At 67.4% G+C, this 16,341-nt stretch carries 19 protein-coding genes; 6 read left to right on the top strand and 13 right to left on the bottom strand.

The features are described 5' to 3' along the window. The 3 genes from EAH86_RS11530 to EAH86_RS11520 all read right to left on the bottom strand — a co-directional run. A partial coding sequence (locus EAH86_RS11530) for a hypothetical protein (protein ID WP_206665808.1) occupies positions 1-490 on the bottom strand: 490 nt, incomplete at its 3' end. Positions 491-1,208: 718 nt separating this feature from the next. Further along, positions 1,209-2,189: a DUF2971 domain-containing protein gene (locus EAH86_RS11525; protein ID WP_140740696.1), complete on the bottom strand. Its 981-nt coding sequence runs from the start codon at positions 2,187-2,189 to the stop codon at positions 1,209-1,211. A gap of 107 nt (positions 2,190-2,296) precedes the next feature. Further along, complete coding sequence (locus EAH86_RS11520) at positions 2,297-2,578, bottom strand: hypothetical protein (protein ID WP_140740694.1); 282 nt, start codon at positions 2,576-2,578, stop codon at positions 2,297-2,299. Between the two features lie 210 nt (positions 2,579-2,788). Here EAH86_RS11520 and EAH86_RS11515 point away from each other — a divergent pair, with 210 nt between their 5' ends. The 4 genes from EAH86_RS11515 (at position 2,789) to EAH86_RS11500 (ending at position 4,758) form a co-directional block, all read left to right on the top strand. Beyond that, entirely contained in the window at positions 2,789-3,148 is a 360-nt protein-coding gene (locus EAH86_RS11515; RefSeq protein WP_206665807.1) for an ArsR/SmtB family transcription factor, read from the top strand. Further along, a complete protein-coding gene (locus tag EAH86_RS11510; protein ID WP_140740692.1) occupies positions 3,145-3,588 on the top strand; it encodes an SRPBCC family protein in 444 nt (147 codons plus the stop codon). Before EAH86_RS11515 ends, EAH86_RS11510 begins: the two co-directional genes overlap by 4 nt. After that, positions 3,585-4,178: a maleylpyruvate isomerase family mycothiol-dependent enzyme gene (locus tag EAH86_RS11505; RefSeq protein WP_140740690.1), complete on the top strand. Its 594-nt coding sequence runs from the start codon at positions 3,585-3,587 to the stop codon at positions 4,176-4,178. The genes EAH86_RS11510 and EAH86_RS11505 overlap by 4 nt, the downstream gene beginning before the upstream one ends. 175 nt (positions 4,179-4,353) lie before the next feature. Next, a complete protein-coding gene (locus EAH86_RS11500) occupies positions 4,354-4,758 on the top strand; it encodes an NUDIX domain-containing protein (RefSeq protein ID WP_140740688.1) in 405 nt (134 codons plus the stop codon). Positions 4,759-4,861: 103 nt separating this feature from the next. Here EAH86_RS11500 and EAH86_RS11495 read toward each other — a convergent pair whose 3' ends face one another. The 3 genes from EAH86_RS11495 to EAH86_RS11485 all read right to left on the bottom strand — a co-directional run bounded on the left by EAH86_RS11495 (position 4,862) and on the right by EAH86_RS11485 (position 6,831). Beyond that, positions 4,862-5,065, bottom strand: a complete 204-nt coding sequence (locus EAH86_RS11495; protein ID WP_140740686.1) for a hypothetical protein — start codon at positions 5,063-5,065, stop codon at positions 4,862-4,864. A 192-nt stretch (positions 5,066-5,257) separates the two neighbouring features. Then, positions 5,258-5,539, bottom strand: coding sequence for a hypothetical protein (locus EAH86_RS11490; protein WP_140740684.1), 282 nt, complete (start codon positions 5,537-5,539; stop codon positions 5,258-5,260). A 788-nt stretch (positions 5,540-6,327) separates the two neighbouring features. Then, on the bottom strand, positions 6,328-6,831 hold the full coding sequence (locus EAH86_RS11485; RefSeq protein WP_140740682.1) for a hypothetical protein: 504 nt from the start codon (positions 6,829-6,831) through the stop codon (positions 6,328-6,330). Positions 6,832-6,999: 168 nt separating this feature from the next. Here EAH86_RS11485 and EAH86_RS11480 point away from each other — a divergent pair, with 168 nt between their 5' ends. Together EAH86_RS11480 and EAH86_RS11475 are read left to right on the top strand one after the other, a co-directional pair. Continuing rightward, positions 7,000-7,287 carry a hypothetical protein gene (locus tag EAH86_RS11480; RefSeq protein WP_140740680.1) on the top strand — a complete coding sequence of 96 codons (288 nt, stop codon included), beginning with the start codon at positions 7,000-7,002 and terminating at the stop codon, positions 7,285-7,287. Positions 7,288-7,385: 98 nt separating this feature from the next. Then, positions 7,386-7,754, top strand: a complete 369-nt coding sequence (locus tag EAH86_RS11475; RefSeq protein WP_140740677.1) for a DUF7674 family protein — start codon at positions 7,386-7,388, stop codon at positions 7,752-7,754. A gap of 464 nt (positions 7,755-8,218) precedes the next feature. Here EAH86_RS11475 and EAH86_RS11465 read toward each other — a convergent pair whose 3' ends face one another. From EAH86_RS11465 to EAH86_RS11435, 7 genes are all read right to left on the bottom strand, one after another. After that, the gene (locus EAH86_RS11465; RefSeq protein ID WP_241668335.1) at positions 8,219-8,941 is read right to left on the bottom strand and encodes a DUF4304 domain-containing protein; all 723 of its coding nucleotides are present in this window, start codon (positions 8,939-8,941) and stop codon (positions 8,219-8,221) included. Between the two features lie 165 nt (positions 8,942-9,106). Further along, the gene (locus tag EAH86_RS11460; protein WP_140740671.1) at positions 9,107-10,564 is read right to left on the bottom strand and encodes a sensor histidine kinase; all 1,458 of its coding nucleotides are present in this window, start codon (positions 10,562-10,564) and stop codon (positions 9,107-9,109) included. Next, positions 10,561-11,238 carry a response regulator transcription factor gene (locus tag EAH86_RS11455; protein WP_140740669.1) on the bottom strand — a complete coding sequence of 226 codons (678 nt, stop codon included), beginning with the start codon at positions 11,236-11,238 and terminating at the stop codon, positions 10,561-10,563. The genes EAH86_RS11460 and EAH86_RS11455 overlap by 4 nt, the downstream gene beginning before the upstream one ends. A gap of 61 nt (positions 11,239-11,299) precedes the next feature. After that, positions 11,300-13,939, bottom strand: coding sequence for an FtsX-like permease family protein (locus EAH86_RS11450; protein ID WP_140740666.1), 2,640 nt, complete (start codon positions 13,937-13,939; stop codon positions 11,300-11,302). Then, on the bottom strand, positions 13,936-14,604 hold the full coding sequence (locus EAH86_RS11445; protein WP_140740663.1) for an ABC transporter ATP-binding protein: 669 nt from the start codon (positions 14,602-14,604) through the stop codon (positions 13,936-13,938). Before EAH86_RS11445 ends, EAH86_RS11450 begins: the two co-directional genes overlap by 4 nt. Then, on the bottom strand, positions 14,601-15,308 hold the full coding sequence (locus tag EAH86_RS11440; protein ID WP_140740660.1) for an ABC transporter ATP-binding protein: 708 nt from the start codon (positions 15,306-15,308) through the stop codon (positions 14,601-14,603). The genes EAH86_RS11445 and EAH86_RS11440 overlap by 4 nt, the downstream gene beginning before the upstream one ends. After that, positions 15,305-15,988 (bottom strand): PsbP-related protein, encoded by a 684-nt coding sequence (locus tag EAH86_RS11435; protein ID WP_140740657.1) that lies wholly within the window; start codon positions 15,986-15,988, stop codon positions 15,305-15,307. The genes EAH86_RS11440 and EAH86_RS11435 overlap by 4 nt, the downstream gene beginning before the upstream one ends. Positions 15,989-16,341 lie beyond the last annotated feature (353 nt).

The raw sequence follows: 16,341 nt of genomic DNA, 5'->3' as shown, positions 1-16,341 counted from the left end.
AGGCGCCGTTGGTCAAGGCAATCCGCCCGTTGGCGCCGACTTTAGCGATGACCAGGTTGGGGATGGTCTGACCAGCCGCGAAGTTCAGGTTCGACGCGGTGGGCATGGTCGACCCGTCGGGGTAGACGGTGAGGAACCCGGCACTCTTGGCGGCGGTGACGGTCACGTTGACCACAACCGCGGACACCCCTGACGCGGGGACACCGCCCCTGCCGGCGACCTGCAAATGCACGGTGCCGTGCGCGGCCACGGGGCCGGTGCCACCGAGATTGGTGCGAGTGTCCAGGACCCGCGCCGGAGCCAACGAGACATACGACCCCGGTGTCGATGTCACCGCGGCGGCCGTGCTCTGCGCGGCAGCTACCCGAACCGCTGGAGCAAGGGAAGTCGCCGCCGCGGCGACCGTCGGCGCCGCAGCCAGCCCACCACCGGCCACTGCAACAACCCCAGCTACCGTCAGCGTCAGCCGCCGCCCCCACGATCCACGCATCAAGCGACCTCTCCAGAATCGTTCAGCCGGCTCCGATCCGTCGGGAGTCACCCAGACCACCCCGAAACCGTCCAGGCTCCAACGGAGCCTCCGGAGGGACGCTAGCAAGCCCCGCGCCCGCCCGAGCCAAATCCAGACAATCCCGGATCAACAACGGAGACGAAGATCTACCGGCATGTCGACCATCGGAACGCGGCCCAGCGGTTTGTGCCCGACCCACGCGTCTGGCGGGCCGTTCTTCCCGACATGCTCGCTGCGGACGAACTCACGCTGGCCGTGTCCCATCGGCCTTTGGGGTGACCCATTCTGCCCTTATCGCACCCCCGATGACGCGGCGGCCAGAGCAAATGGCGTTCGATCACACCCAAGTGCCTCGCGACGGCCCCGCACGGGCTCGCGCCAAACTCGAGTACCTCTCCAACGCGGCCAGTTCTGTCCGGGAAGTTCACCATCGGAGAGTTGCGCCGTCTATGAGGCGGTTGAGTGTGAGCTCATCGACCCGGACAATGCTTCCCGGGGCCCGGAACTGATCGACGGAGCCCTCGGGCCGACCGATGCAGCGGCGACCGCGTGAATACCGCCCGCCGCGCGGCAGCTGGTCGGTGGGCTCCGCCGGACAGGGAGATGGATGCCCCGATCCAATAAGGTCCGCATGCCCACGGTCCCGGTGATGCGTCTATCCGCCGCGAGCTGACCCATGCTCGAGCTGCTGCTCTCCCTAGCGCAACCGCACATCCCATTCCAGAACCTCGACCTCGTAGTCATGTCGGCCAAGGAGCGACCGGATCGCGGGGGCCGCAAGTTCGAAGCGCAGGCCTGGCCCGAGGGTGACTGACTTAATGGGGAGAATCACGGATTCTTTCCGGTCGAAGGTGACGGCCTTGCCGCCCTCCACGGCGGTTCCTAAAGAAAAGTGGCGAACGATCCCGCGCGGGGTAGCCCGAGAATGTGCGTGCAAGTCACCCCATAGGAAGGAGATGAGCACGCGCGCCTCTGTCTCTCCCGCGAAACCTGGGGCCTTAACGCAGCGGGTAAGGGACGCGATTGCGCGCGACAGTTGATAGCCGAACTCTTGTGAAGGGCTGGGATCCCCAGACTCCGGATCCGGCCACTCCGCACCCTCCGCCTCGGTCTGTGCACGGTCGGCCCATGACACCAGATGCGAAAACGTTTCCCGAATGTCCTTGTCGTCATAGAGGACTCGAGACCACGCCGATACGTATCCCTGGTCTGTGAGCAGCCCGGTTGGGAGCAAATGGGCATCATCCCGGGGGCTCTCCGCTCGCGTGGGCTCGCCGCCGGCCAACACAGTGAGCGGCATTCCCGAGTCCAGTTCAACGCAATAGCCGCGCCCGTCGTCGGCGTAGAGCCGCCATTGGTTCGCGTCGTCATGCTGCAACGATGCAGCGAGGACAAAGACGTCGGACGCGTCTGGGCCGTTGGCGTCATACACATACTCCACTGCCAACTGCATCTCAGACTTGAGCTCGCTCTCCGGGAGCGCGGTGATTAGTTCCCTCACCTTGCGCTGGCCGAGGACGATCTCCGCTGCATCATTCAACCCGGACGCTTCGGTGGCCCAGAGCGTCCCGCTGTCCAGGATCCCCAGGAGGCCGTGGGCCGACGTGTAGTGAAAAAGCGACGTTCCCGATGGCCCCTTGAAGGGCGGCTGCCATGGCTCGAGGTCGAAGGAACCCACGGACGAAGTCTGGCACGTGTCCGCAGAGCATGCAGGTGCGTCTTTGCGCCGCCTGACGACCACGGCATCGGTTCGAGGGCGGCGCTCTCAGGGCATGCGCCTTGGCGTCATCGCTGCCGAGGCGCTCCGCGCTCCCACCAGTCGACTATCGGACGCTCACGCACGAGGTCCGCAGCGAACTCGGGATCGCCAAAGTTGCATAACTTCCACAGTTCCTTCGCCGCCCTCGAGTATTGAAAGAGGACCTGATCAACCTCGAAGGCGTCGAGCTCGCCGCTGCGGAAGCGTTCGAGCGCAGCTCCCACGCGCTCCTGCAGTGAAGCTAACTGATTCTCGTGGTACTTCACCACCGCTTCTCGCGGGGCTTGTCGGTCGGACTTCGCGGACACAGATCGAGGCTAGCCCGAGACCTCGCATCCGCGCGACGAGCGGCAAGAGCGGACGTCCTGCCCTCGAACTTGGCCTGGCCCACTCGTGCTTGCGTTGGCAGCCGCTGCGCGGGAGGAGGCCTCTCCACCGGCGGCAGTGGGCAGCTGCCCCACCGGGCTGTCCACAGTATTTGCCTTGACAGTTATATAACCTTTTGGTTCAGTAAGGGCATGACCGTGATGACCGGCGACCGACTAGACGCAGCGTTCATGGCGTTGGCCGACCCGACCCGGAGGGCGATCGTGGCGCGTCTTGCCCGGGGCGACGCAACGGTCACCGAGCTGGCCGAGCCCTTCTCGATCTCCATGCCGGCGATCTCGAAACACCTGAAGGTCCTGGAGCGCAGCGGCCTGATCACCAGGTCTCGGCAGGCCCAGACCCGGCCATGCCACCTCGAGCGCGAGCCCCTCGACGCGGCCATCGACTGGATCGAGACCTCACGTCAGCTGTGGAACGCACGCTTCGACAAGCTCGAGGCACACCTTCACGCCGTCCAGGCCACCCCATCCAAGAAAGGCACTTCCCGATGAACCAAGGCATTGTCAGGCACACCCGCGTCTTCACCGCACCGCGTGAGCTGGTGTTCCGGTGCATGCTCACACCCGAACACCTCACACAATTCTGGGGGCCGGGCGGCATGAGCGCCCCCCTGGACGGGATCACCGTCGACCCGCGACCGGGTGGCGCTTTCGAGACGGTCATGGTCGCCGACGACGGCACCAACCGCTACACGATGAGGGCCGTCTTCGACGAGATCCTCGAGCCCGAGCGGATCGGCTGGACCGAGCTCGAGAGCGGCCTGCGTTCCGTCTCGACCTTCACCGACCTCGGCGACGGCCGCACGGAGGTCACAATCGAGCAGAGCAATATGCCGGCGGCCTTCCTCACCCCTGAGGCCCAGGCAGGCTTCCGGACGTCCCTCGATAAGCTGGAGACCTACCTTCGGACCCTGCTTGCGGCCTCGGCATGAGGCCCGCCCCGACCGAGGTCGCCGACCAGGTCGCCGCAGAGCTATCCGAGCTGGCAGACCTGCTCGCGGTACTTCCAACCGCCGCGTGGGACGCGCCCTCGCTGTGCCCCGGGTGGCGCGTGCGAGAGGTCGTAGCCCACCTAACCCTGCCGATGCACGCCTCAGCGCCTGTGGTCGTCCTCGGACTGATCCGAGCCCGTCTGCGATGGGATGTGCTGGCAGACCGACGTGCCCGCCTCGATGCCCGGCAGACCCCGGAGCAACTCCTCGCCGCGCTGCGCGCCCCACGCATGCAGGCCTGGACCCCACCCGGCGGGGGCGCCACCGGCGCCCTCATACACGCGGTGATCCACGGCCTCGACATCACCGAGGCCCTCGACCTCGACCGACGCCCACCGATGGCACGCACCCGCATCGTCCTCGACGGGCTCACCGCGCCACGGAGCCTGTCCCACTTCGGCGTGGCCCTGCAAGGGCTGCAACTGCGGGCCGAGGACCTCGACTGGTCCTACGGGATCGGACGCGTCGTCAATGCACCGGCGGTGGACCTCGCGCTGATCCTCTCTGGGCGGCACCCTGCCAGCCCCTGAGGCTTCCTAAGCTGTGTGACCCGAGATTCCTGCTCGGTCGTCTCCAAGCCAGCGCGCGCCCCTTGTCGCTGCGGGGCGCTCGGTCAACCTCGTCCCAGCAGCACCGCTTGACGGCATTGAGCGATATCCCGGCGGCAACGCGGCATCTGAGTGCGTTCGCGCCTAGTGTGCCGCCATGGTCGCCCCGATTCAGATCGCAACCGCCGTACTCGTGCGCGACGGCCTCGTGCTCCTGGCGCATCGCCACCCAATGCGTCAGGCGTACACCGACCGCTGGGGCTTTGTCGGCGGACATGTCGAGCCGGGCGAATTACCTCACCAGGCCGTCAGTCGGGAATGCCTCGAAGAACTCGGTGTGCACATCCACGACCCCCTGCCCATCCCGATGACAGTCAGCGACCCCACCCTCGACATGCACGGGTTCCTCGTCACGCGCTGGGCAGGGGAACCTGTCAACAATGCGCCCGAGGAGCACGACGATCTGTGTTGGTTCCGGCCCAACGATCTCGCAGATTTGAAGTTGGCCCATCCGGAAAGCCTGTCGAGCGTCCTGAGCGCCGTCCGGGCCGCAACCGATTAGCCGCTACGAACCGTCCGCTCATCGGCATGAGAGTGCGGATCAGGGTGCGTCTTTTCGCCGCGTATCACTCTGCCGAGTACATCTAGCCGGCGCCCCGCTGTGACTACGCCGCCGCCTGTTCGACAGTCAGCTCGGTGAGGTAGGCCCAGCAGGTCGCGCCGGTCACAAGCGAGCGCACCCGATAGATCCGGCTGCGATCCGGGCGAAGGCAACGGTCGTGCGCATCCTCAACGATCTCAACGAGGCCGGCGCAGGCGCTCACAAGGTTGCACACGGGCGTGCGCGGAGTGAACCTGAGCGTCTGCATGTGTCCAGTGTCAACGGCGGCAATTGCCGCCGCCTATGGCTACTCCGAGCCGTCTGACCAGTGATGAGGGCTACTCCAAATGGACTAAGCGGACGTGGACGCCTTCCGGGTCACAATGAGCGCGTCATCCCACCGCCTGACGATCACGCTGGCGGCGGCATCAGCACCCCTCCGAGCGTGCACGCCTTCGCGTCATCGCTTCCGGGGCGCTCCGCGCTCCCACCAATCGACCACTGGACGCTCGTGCATGATGTTTGCGACGAGCTCGGGGTCGCCGAGGTTGCAGAACTTCCACAGTTCCTTCGCCGCCCGCGAGTACTGGAAGAGCACCTGGTCAACGTCGAAGGCATCCAGCTCGCCGATACGGAAGCGGTCGATCGCGTCGCCCACGCGCCCTACCAAGACAGCCAATTGGCTCTCGTGATACGTCACGACGGCCTCTCGCGCGGCTTGTCGGTCGGACTTCGTGGACACAGATTGAGGCTAGTCCGAGACCTCGCAACCGCGCGACGTGCGGCATAGGAAGGCGTTAGGCGGTCTCCATTTGGCGGCCGGGTAGTTCGCGCCTTCGGGTGCGTTCCTGCCGCACTGCCCTGGACACGACTAGCACCATAGCCGTCAGGAAGAGGGCAAACAGAGCCACGTCCACCGAGTCCATATCGCCCCAGAGAGCCTTGCTCACCTGGAACGTCACCTGAGCGCCGCAGAACACGAGCCAAGCCAACGGCCACCCGTGGAGGTGACGCAGTGCATCCCACAAGAGCCCATGACCACTCAGTGGCGAAGCATCGCACAGCCGGTTGCCGGGATGTTCGACATCGACGCGATCGCATCGCGGCATGAGCGTGCGTGGTTGCGGCAGGATGACTCGCTTGGGCGAGATCTCGGCACAGGACCGATATCTGGGCCGAGTAAACGGCTTCGCGGCTCTTGGCTGACATGATGTGGTCATGACCTGGAGGCGGGCGGAAAACGTGGTTTGGGTCATCTCTGGCGTGGCTGTGGCCATGACGCTGGCCCTGCTAATTCAGGGCCGGCAGGATCGCTCCGTCATGCTCTGCGTCGTCATCAGCCTGGGTGTACGTCTCTTCTTCGACCTGACGAAGCGGTTGGCTGGTCCTGACGGGACTAGGGAATCGATGGACACGACGCACGTCACGGGTCGCGACTAGCGCTCGGGGTCGGAGCACCCGCTCATCGGCAGTTCCGATCGCACGGTCCGCGGCATGATCGGACGTTCGGTCATCGTGAGCTGCCGACGGTCACGCTGAAAACAAGGACATCCCTTGGTCGCGCTGCGGTTCCTCCGGGCCCGTGAGTGGGGGCTCGAGAATTGCGCCGGCTTGCTCCGCTCGAGCGCGGATGATCGGTATGACCTCCTGTGATGAAGGGTTGTTGGGCTCCCCTGTCGGCCAGATCATGCGGAGGTATGTCAGCCGTGAACGGCTGCCCGTTGGCGGGTTTCTTGTCAGGATCCACAGCCGCGCACGCTGGCCAATGCCGACCTGCGTGACCTCGCCAAGATCGATGCGCCGCGATCGCAGTCTCCCCTGAGCGTGGATGTGGTCTTGGCGGATCACAGCCCGCCGCCGGAACTCAGTGAGAGGAAAGAAGCCCAGCAGCACCACCACCCCCTGGTAGATCGGGTGTCCGCCCAGCGCGAAGGAGGCTAGCGCAATGCCTCCAAGGATCCCGCCCACAGACTGGCCGATCTGGTGCGTACGAGAGGGTCTGCAGGTGATGTCGCCTTGACTCGCGGAGTCCATGCCAAAAAGGGTAGGTGGTCGACGTGTTGGGCGATGGGCCTTCGACTAAGTTGCGGTGAGGATTCCTCCGACGCTGCACCCTGGGCACGCCCGACAGCACGCTCGGCGGCATGAGAGGTCGCTTCGGATCTGCTGCGAAACGGCGCAAGATAAGCCACGCTGTCGATCATGGAGGTCAGTCAACGGCTCATGCGTTGGGTCGAGAGCGAGTTCCCGACGGGCAGTTCGGAGAAGGTGCTCGAAGAACTCCGCGACCTGCCGGACGGAGTGTTTGGCGGCCAGGTCCCGGAGCGCATCCAGGCGTCTTTGGTGATCAGGACCGGCGGCGACTGGCACGTCTTCCAGCAGTGGGTGCAACTCGCCCATTCGGACTGGAGGGACGCCCTCGTCGGGGCAGGACTCGGCGACGAGGATTGGCGCATTCGCCTCGACGCAGTGCTTGGGACACCGCGCTAGGTACCCGTCACGGCCGCTCGCTCATCGGCAGTTCCGATCGAACTCTCCGCGGCATGTCCGCGCGTGGGTTAAGGCACCCGTGGGGGATGCTGTGACGCATGGCCGGCGACCGAATGACCTCGGCGGACTTTGTTCGGCAGCTTGCTGACGCCACGCCTCGTCTCCAAGCGCTTGTCGATGAGCACCTCGCTGACCATGACGGCGAGCTGCTGCTTCATGTGCTCATGGCAGATGCACGCCGCTGGGTGATATCGGCCTTCTACAACCTCCAGGACGACACGGCGACCATGGCTGTGCTCCACCTGCTCGACGAGGCGCTCCGCGACGGTGAAGCGAACCTGGAGAACGCGGTCGCGATCTCCTTTGTTGAGGACTCGTGTGTTTGGCATCCGCGAATGGCTGCCTTCGTAGATGCCTGGCCAAGGGGATTGCGGGCTGAGGCTGAGCGACAGCAGTCAACCACCTGACCCCGCTCATCGGCACGACCGGATCGCGGCAGATGAGTGCGTTCAGCCCTGACAGCTACCCGGCTTCTCGACCAGGCAGCGGTGAGCCGGCCAGAAAGGGCCGCGTACTCGCCGCGCACATCTTCGTCGACATGTGGCTCCTGGCTTGTGTATCGCCCATCAGTTCGATCGCGTTTGGGGCCAGACATCCAAAACTCCTCGCCCGTCTCCACGTCGTAGAAGTTCGAGTCGAAGTTGGCTCGCGCCGTGCCGGTGACTCGGGCCAGGGTTCGCCCGTGTACATCTGCCGTCCGCCAGGTACGCGTGAATCGCACTCGAGCGATCCAGGCTGGCCCGCGGTCGGTGTTGTACCCGGTCTTGAGCTGGAGGTACATGATCCGCTCAGGCATGCTCGAAGCGTAGAGCCGCTCGCGTGGCGGCGCGCTGTCTTCCGCGCCACTCGCGGCATGAGAGTGCTGTTCAGTTCACGCCTTGGCCGCCTGAGCACGGACCCACGCATCGAATCGCTCGGCATGGTCACGCTGGCTCGACATGACGTTGCTCAGCGCATAGTCGAGCTTCGATTCCAACGCATCGGACGGGCCAGCATCCATGAGCATGAGAGCCTCGGCGCGGGCGAAGAAGACTCCAAAGTTCGAGCGCTTCATCATGCCGAGGTCTCCGCCATGCAGGCGGGACAGCATGGCGTCCCGGGAGAACATGCGTTCCAGCACGGGCCAACCGGCCCGGTCCAGCTGCGCCACCATGTCCGCCACCGCGACGCTGGCCGTCTCATCACGGGTGACGTCCCACCAGCCGTCGGCGCCTTCTGGAGCTCCCTCCGGGTGTAGACGTGCTCTGTACAGCCCAAGCGACTCTGCGACCGACTTGGGCAGGCCTGCACCGAGCTTCGCGGCCTCCCACCTCAGCCACGGCTCGGGTGCAAAAGCGAGGTTCACCACGCACCGAAGATGCTCAGCGCTGCTGAACGACGAAGACTGAACATTGACAACTGCCCAGTCTCCGGCCGGAGAAGACTTGCGCCAGTTTGGAGGCGACCCCTTGTAGCCGTGGCGGCGCGCAGCGGGTCCAAGATGGTCGCGAGGCGCGGCCCTAAGCGCGTCCTGGGCGGTCACACGCGCAGCATGCCATGTCGCTCTGCGACTCGACCGCTCATCGGCATGAGAGTGCGGATCTGGGTGCGTCATTCCGCCGCCTGTCGGACCGCAGTCGGCCACCGTGGTCATGGCGACCCAGCCAGGCAGTCTGACCCCCTTCTACTTCTGAGCCTTGGCTGCGGGGGCGGCGCGTGGCAGGGCAGGCCCGGCTGACGGTGTCGACCGCTGCCACGGGGCGGGACGGCTTTGGGTCCTTCACGTAGGCCACCATGATGGGCGATCGCTGAGCCAGCTGATGGTGTCCGTGGTGGGAAGGACCACGCAGAAGGTCGTGGCCGATCCGGCATCCTCGATGAGGAAGACGTCCCCGCCTTGTTCGCGTGCGGTCTCGCGGGACAACCAGAGGCCCAAACCACCAGCGACGCTCGCGTCCCGGCTGCTGACCCAGGCGTCGAACACGTGGGCGGCGAGGTCGGCGGGGACTGGCTCGCCGGTGTTGGAGACGCATACCGACAGCAGGTTCGGACCCGCGTCGCTGGGCCGGATGTCGATGTCGACGGTTTCTCCCGGGGGTGTGTGCCGAACCGCGTTGTCGACGATCGGGTCGACCACCTCGACCAGGTCGACACACTGGGTCTGCGCGGTGACGCGATCGTCGATGCGGACGGTGAGCTCGAGGTCTACGAGGCTGGCTTGGCGCTGCCAGCGTGGTCTGGCGTCGGCGAGGACCTCCAGGACAGGTTGCGGACCGCGGTCACGGGCGCGGCTGCGGCTGCGGCTGCGGGCCAACATGCGGTCGACGACGGAGGTGAGCTGGTCCGCGTCGTGCACGACGCGTTCGAGGGCCGCAGTGAGCTCGGCGGGGTCGGTCTCGCGAAGGGCGAGTTCGGCCTCCGCCCGCAGGGTGGCTACTGGAGTCCTCAGTCGATGCCCTGCGTTGGCGGCGAAGGCGAGTTCGGCGGCGTGGCTCTCGTCGAGCCGCGCCAGCATCCGGTTCAGTGCCACGACCAGCCGAGCGAGCTCGGAGTCCCCTCTGGGTATGGGTAAGCCGGCAGCCAGGTCCCGGGGCTGAACAGCTTCCGCGCTCTCGGTGAGCCGGGTGACGCTGCGCAGAGCGCGGCCGGTCAGCACCCACGACAGGGAGCCGATGGCGATGACGACGCAGGCAAGCCCCCCGATGAGCAAGGTGGTGAGGTCGGAGGAAGCCGCATTGAAACCCTCGGCATCGGTGGCAACGACCAGCGCACCCATGCCAGCCGGCGAGTCCTTGGTGCTACTCAACCGGAGAGGCACGGCCAGGACGGCCAGGTCGATGTCTGGCTGCTGCAAGGAGAGTCGGGTCTGCACACCCCGGGGTGCCGAGCGGACCGCCCCGACATCAGTCAGTGGCGGCAGCCCCGCCAATGAAAGGCTGGTCCCACGGGTCTTCCCGTCCGGCCCGATGACCTGGACGAGGTCGGTCTTGGGGCTGCCGCCGCCGGGGGCAAAGGAGCCGTCGATGGAGACTTCGTCGCGCGCGAGCTGGATGCGGTTCTGCAGGGCGGCGGTGATGGCCTGGTCCTCGACATGATGGATACGCCACGTGGCGACCGCTCCGAACAGGGCGGCGAAGACGAGCCCGACGACGACGCCTCCCAGGACCAGCCGCTGACGGAGGGCGGTCGGAGCAAACCTGGCGGTCCGAGCGGTCCTCGCGATCGGAGCGAACCTCATGGCAGGACTCTCAGCCGGTAGCCGACTCCGCGAACGGTCTCGATGACGTCGGGGCAGCCCGCCTGCTCCAGTCGCCTTCGCAGGGACATGACGTGCACGTCGACGACGTTCGAGGTTCCGTCGTAGGCGTAGTCCCACACGTGGTCCAGGACGTCGGTCCGGCGCAGGACGTCGCCGGGACGCCTCAGGAAGTAGTCCAGGAGAGCGAACTCGCGTGGCGACAGATCGATCATCTGCTGTCGCCAGCGGACCCGGTGCTCCGCCGGATCAAGTACCAGCTCACCGTTGGCGAGCTGGGTCGGTCGTTCGGTCTCGCCTCGCCGCAGCAGTGCTCGCAGACGTGCCGCCAGCTCGCCGAAGGCGAACGGCTTCCCGAGGTAGTCGTCGGCGCCGGAGTCCAAGCCGGAGATCCGGTCGCTCACTTCTGTGCGGGCGGTGAGAAGGAGGACTGGAGTCCAGTGCCCCGCGGATCGGAACCAGCGGCACCAGTCCAGTCCCGACTCGGGGCCGGGTAACCCGACATCGCAGACGACCACGTCGTACGGGGTGCTGGCGACTGCGTGGCGGGCGTCCGCGGCGGCCCCCACCACGTCGACTGACCAGCCCTCCTGGGCCAGCCCGCGACGCAGCAGGCCGGCCATCCGCACGTCATCCTCGATCACCAGGAGCTTCACCGGACGCCCTCCAGTGCCGTGGCCCGCTGCTGGTGGTGCGAAGGGAAGGCGCCCCGCAGGGTCACAGGTCCCTCAGCTGGCTGGGGCCTGCTCTGGCGACGAGCCGGCCCACTCCGGACACGACGGTGGCCGTGACGAAGGCGACCACGCCGAGCAGCAGCGCCAGGTATCCCCACGGCACGGTGGCGGACGCGGGCGCCGGATCGAAGATTCCGGTGAGCACCTTGACGAGCATGTAGGCGATGGTCGCACCTGTCACCGCACCGCCGAGGACACCGGCCACGACCATGGCGCGCGCCTCACCAGCGAGGAACCGGCCCCGTTGACGGGGCGTGGCGCCGAGCGCTGCCAGGAGCACCAGCGCTCGTCGTCGTTCGAGTATGCCGCCGAGAAGTGCCAGTCCGGAGCAGGCCAGGGCCAGCAGGACCCCGAAGCCGAGCTCGAGGCGCGACAGGCCGGACAGGTCGGTGCCGGCCAACCCCGACGCGCTGGTCACGTGGGAGCCGGCCGACGAGATGTCCTGCACGCGGGCACCGGAAGTCGTCCCGGCCAGGTTGGCCCGCAACGCTGCCGCGGTCGCGGCGGGTGACTTCGACGAGACGAGGAACGTGCCGACCGCGTCGGACCCGGTGCGCTGGGCGATGTAGGAGGCGTTGGCGACGATGAAGCTGTCCTTGGGGGCTGTCGGCCACTCCGTGACCTGTCCGACCACGTGGAAGTCGACCGGTCGGTAGGCACGGTTTCGCCCGCTCTGCAGCCGGATACGGATCAGGTCGCCGGGGTGCAGCTGGTAGTCGTGGAGGGTCTCGGCAGAGAGGAGCACCCCGTCCGGTCTCGCCTGCAGGGCGGCGAGAGTCTTGGTGATGGTTGACCCGGGGACGAAAGCGTCCTGGAGGGGACCAACCCTGGCAAAGCTGCTCGCATTGACCCCGAACAGGTCCTGCAGGTCCGGCCCGACGTAGCCGAACCGATGTTGCAGCGGTTCCACGGCATCGACCCCCGCGGTCCTGGCAATCCCCGCGGCGGCGTCGGGGCCGACGGTGGCTCCAGGCGGCTCGACGACCGCCACATCACTGCCGACGGTCAGGGCGACATCGAGCCGCGCCTGGGCGTCGTACGTCGCGGTGAACGTCGCGGTCGAGACAGCCAGGCCAAGCGCCACCGCCAGCCCCGCGGCCCCGCGCGCGACCACCCGCCGACGGTGCCGCAACGCGGCGGCCTCGAGCTCGGGGGCTGCGCCGGCGCCGGCACGGGACCACCGGCCGGTGCGCCGCCCCGTGGTCCAGGCGGTGAGGCGCCATACCAAAAGGGCCAGTCCCGGCCACGCGAGCGCTGGGCCGACCAGCGCGCCGTAGTTGATCTGGGTCTGGGGGATCCCTTCCGGCGCGAGGACGACCTGGTAGCCGCTGCGAGAGGTCAGCGCGAAGGACAGCGCTGCTCCCGCCAGCAGGATGACGTCGAGACCCGCGCGCAGCGCCCACGGCGAACCAGTGCGCTGGCCCCGAGACGCCTCAGCAGCGACGCCGGTGCGGTCCCTGCCGAACGCCAGGGCGACGACCGGTCCGGTCTGCGTGGCAAGGGCCAGGACGACGCCGCCGGCGATGGCCGATGCCATCCACCCCAAGGACAAGGTCGTCCCCGCGGGCAGCGCCAGCCTGATGGCCAGCAGCGACAGCGGCACCCCCAGGAGCCCGCCGATGAAGGCCACGACCAGCGCCTCGCCGGCCAGCACCCGCAGGATCTGGCTGAGCGTCGCGCCGCGCAAGCGCAGCAACGCGACCTCGCGTCGTCGGCGGTCTGAGCGCAGCGAGACGACCAAGGCCGCGACCACGGCCGACAGGGCGAGCCCGGGCAGTCCCAGGAGCAGGAAGAGCAGGTTCGCGTACCGCGCGTCCTCGAGGGCCTGGCTCAACGCCGTGCCGAGGTTGTCGCCGACCAGGGCGCCGCCGGCAACGGCCGCCTGGAAGTGGTTGGCACGGCCCTGGACCGCGACCGTCGCCGCCTGCGGGTCGGCTGGGAGTCCACCGTGGGCGAAGCCGACGTGGATCTGGTGCACCACCGGGGTCCTGCCGACCACCGACCTGAACACCTCTGGCGTGACCAGGACGACGTTGTCCGGCGGGGCACTGACGCCTGCGCCGGGGGCCAAGCCGACTACCTGGAAGAGCGAGTCCTCGGCGGGCAGGTCGACGACCCCGTCGACGGTCAGGGATTTGGCTCCCGAGGCGGTGCGGACGCTGATGCGAGCGCCCGGTTCGGCGGCCAGGTTGGCTGCCGTCTGCTGGAAGAGCATCGTGCCGGACGTGGACCCCAGCAGGTGTCGCACCTCCCCGGGAAACGTTGTGGCGTATGCCGGTGAGACGGCTACGACGTAGGCCGCACCTGTGCTTCGCGAACCTTGCGGGCCCGACGACTGAAGTGCGTCGACCCGTGCAAAGGCGATGTCCTCGACGACCCGGACACCTGGCACCTTGCGCACCTGTCGCTCGACGGCGGCTGGGTCGCCCTGCGGCGTGACCTGCACCTGCCAGTCGACCGGCACAGATGCTGCTGCGCGCACCGTCAGGGCGGCGTGGCTCTGGGTCACGAAGGCCCCGAGCGAGGCGACGAACGCGACGGTCAGCATGATGCTGACTGCGGCCACCAGCAGCTCGAAGGGACGACGCCGGACGAGCCCGGTCAGCCAGCGGCTTGTTCTCATGAGGTCCTCACGGAGTGACGGACCGAGCCGTCCACGATGGCCACCCGGTGGTCGAAGAGCTCGGCGAGCTCTGGGTCGTGGGTGGCCAGGACAAGGGCCCCACCGACGGCTGCCACGCCGTCGCGCAGCGCCAAGGCCGCTTCGAACGCGTGGGCGCGGTCCAGAGCTCCGGTGGGTTCGTCGGCCAGCACCAGTCGATGCCGTCCGGCGAGCACCCGGGCGATGGCGATGCGCTGCTGTTGCCCACCGGAGAGCTGCGTGGGGAGGGCATCACGCAGGTCGGCGGCTGCGACGGCAACCAGCGCCTCCAGCGCATCGCGTTCCGCAGTGGGCCGGTCGACGCCCCGCAGTCGAAGGGGCAGGGTGACGTTCTGGAGGGCAGTGAGCTCCGGCATCAGCGCAGGTGCCTGGAAGACCATCCCGATCTGGCCGCGCCGGACCCGGGGGTTGCCGTCCAGACCCGGCCAGGTGACGGTCCCCTGGGTGGGAACGAGCAGGCCCGCGATCACGAGGAGCAGGGTGGTCTTTCCGCTGCCGGACCGGCCGGTCAGTGCCATGTCTGCACCGGCGGGGACATCGAGGTCGACGTCCTCCAGGGTGGTCGTGCTCCCGTAGCGCATCATCAGCGCTCTCACCGACACCAGCACCGCCTCGGTGGTGCTCATGCGATGCGCCCGTCCACCAGGTGCAGGACCCGGTCGGTGGCCGCCGCCACCCGCGGCGAGTGCGACACGAGGAGCGCCGCACCGTCGGCGGGCAGGAGGTCGCGGATCAGGTGCAGCAGGAGGGCTTCCTCACTCGTGCTCACCTCGGCGGTTGGCTCGTCGGCCAGGAGCAGCCGCGGTCCGCCGGAGAGGGCCACCGCCAGGTTGGCGCGCGCGGTCTCGCCACCCGACAGGGTGGAAGGCCGCGCTCCGGCTCGGTGCGCAAGCCCGACCTTCTCCAGCAACCCGTGGAGCTCGGGGGCGGTGCTCGCATGCGCCCTGAACGAGGCTGCCAGCCGGAGGTTGTCGAACACGCTGAGGTGTTCCACGAGCCCGCTGGCCTGGGTGAGCACCCCGATGAGCTCACCACGGAGGCGCGCCTGGACGTTGGCGGGTTCGTGGCTGACTGGCACGCCCGCCACGTGCACTGAGCCACCATCGGGGTCATCGAGGCCCGCGAGCAGGTTGAGCAGCGTGGACTTGCCCGACCCCGATGGGCCCATGACTGCCACGACCTCGCCGGCCCCCAGTCTCACGGAGACGTCCCGCAACGCAGCAACTTCCTCACCGCCTCGGCGGAAGAACCGGTGCAGTCCGCGCGCCTCCAGAACCGAAGCGGACCCGTCAGTCGGCGCCGGCTCGGTGTCGACCGCTGGAGCACTCACCGGATCCTCAGGCTCTGCGACATCGTGCGGTAGGCGTCGACGTTGTCAGCTCCGACAGGACCGAACAGGTCCATCCGGACGAGGTGGCCCGAGCTGTAGACGAGGTACTCCTGCACCTCGTCGCGGTACACCTTGCCCGTCACGGGGTCCGGGTCCGAGTTGCGCCTGAAGATGATGCGGACAGCCTTCCCGCCAGGCACCGTGACCGTGGTGATGGCGCGCAGCTCGAACGCCGGCACTGAGCTCTTGAGACGCGGGACGTCAGCCGTACGGGCGCTGTCGACGGTGGGCGCGTGCGAAGCAGCAACGACGTCCGCGGCCACGCCGTTGAGCTTATCCGTGAACCGCACCCGGACGCCCGAGCCGGTTTCGGCCCACCCTTCAGGATGCGTGAACGAGTAGCCACCAGCCTTGTTCGTGTACATGACGAAGGCCAGGTTGTCAGGGATGTCCCCAGGAGGGTTGTGCTCCACCGGGACAGGCGCCACGTTCTTGCCGGAGGGGGTCGGCGAGCTCGTCGTCGACGGAGACCCGGACGGTGAGCTGGAGGTGGTCTGGGTGCTGGCCGAACTCTGTTGGCTCGGGCTGGGAGTTCCCGAGCAACCTGCAACCGCAACAACAAGCAGGCCGGTCGCGACCAGCGAACTCCCGGTGAACTGATGCCCTTCTGACTTCTTCATGACAGGCAGCCTGCGCCGACGATGATGAGAAGAAGATGAAGGTTGTGTATGGCGTGTTTCCGCCGCGATAGGGGCCTGCGCTCCAAACTTTCCGATATGCCTTCGCGCCTATTCCATAAAAACCGCTAAATGCGTCGGCAAACTGGATCTGGGTCGCGTATCGGACGTCTTCGGGCATGGCGTCAATTCCGCTGTAGACAGTCAACTTCCGCGCGCGTGACGCACGCACTGAGCATGCTGTTTGCAGGCCTCGTCGCGGTAACTCCGCCCCCCACTGGCCTTCGAATGGAGTGCCACAGTTGGGGTGCGTAGGGCCGCCTCCGGGCCAAGTGGGGTCGACACTGAGCTCGGTG

Source organism: Pedococcus bigeumensis, from assembly GCF_006438965.1.
Lineage (GTDB): Bacteria > Actinomycetota > Actinomycetes > Actinomycetales > Dermatophilaceae > Pedococcus > Pedococcus bigeumensis_A.
The sequence above is the reverse complement of the archived record's forward strand: the minus strand, read 5'-3'. Positions and strand labels throughout refer to the sequence as shown.

Coding starts and splice junctions, on each gene's coding strand:
- EAH86_RS11515 (WP_206665807.1), top strand. CDS start 2,789: ATGACCGTGATGACCGGCGACCGACTAGACGCAGCGTTCATGGCGTTG.
- EAH86_RS11510 (WP_140740692.1), top strand. CDS start 3,145: ATGAACCAAGGCATTGTCAGGCACACCCGCGTCTTCACCGCACCGCGT.
- EAH86_RS11505 (WP_140740690.1), top strand. CDS start 3,585: ATGAGGCCCGCCCCGACCGAGGTCGCCGACCAGGTCGCCGCAGAGCTA.
- EAH86_RS11500 (WP_140740688.1), top strand. CDS start 4,354: ATGGTCGCCCCGATTCAGATCGCAACCGCCGTACTCGTGCGCGACGGC.
- EAH86_RS11495 (WP_140740686.1), bottom strand. CDS start 5,065: ATGCAGACGCTCAGGTTCACTCCGCGCACGCCCGTGTGCAACCTTGTG.
- EAH86_RS11485 (WP_140740682.1), bottom strand. CDS start 6,831: ATGGACTCCGCGAGTCAAGGCGACATCACCTGCAGACCCTCTCGTACG.
- EAH86_RS11480 (WP_140740680.1), top strand. CDS start 7,000: ATGGAGGTCAGTCAACGGCTCATGCGTTGGGTCGAGAGCGAGTTCCCG.
- EAH86_RS11475 (WP_140740677.1), top strand. CDS start 7,386: ATGGCCGGCGACCGAATGACCTCGGCGGACTTTGTTCGGCAGCTTGCT.
- EAH86_RS11465 (WP_241668335.1), bottom strand. CDS start 8,941: ATGACGCACCCAGATCCGCACTCTCATGCCGATGAGCGGTCGAGTCGC.
- EAH86_RS11460 (WP_140740671.1), bottom strand. CDS start 10,564: ATGAGGTTCGCTCCGATCGCGAGGACCGCTCGGACCGCCAGGTTTGCT.
- EAH86_RS11450 (WP_140740666.1), bottom strand. CDS start 13,939: ATGAGAACAAGCCGCTGGCTGACCGGGCTCGTCCGGCGTCGTCCCTTC.
- EAH86_RS11445 (WP_140740663.1), bottom strand. CDS start 14,604: ATGAGCACCACCGAGGCGGTGCTGGTGTCGGTGAGAGCGCTGATGATG.
- EAH86_RS11435 (WP_140740657.1), bottom strand. CDS start 15,988: ATGAAGAAGTCAGAAGGGCATCAGTTCACCGGGAGTTCGCTGGTCGCG.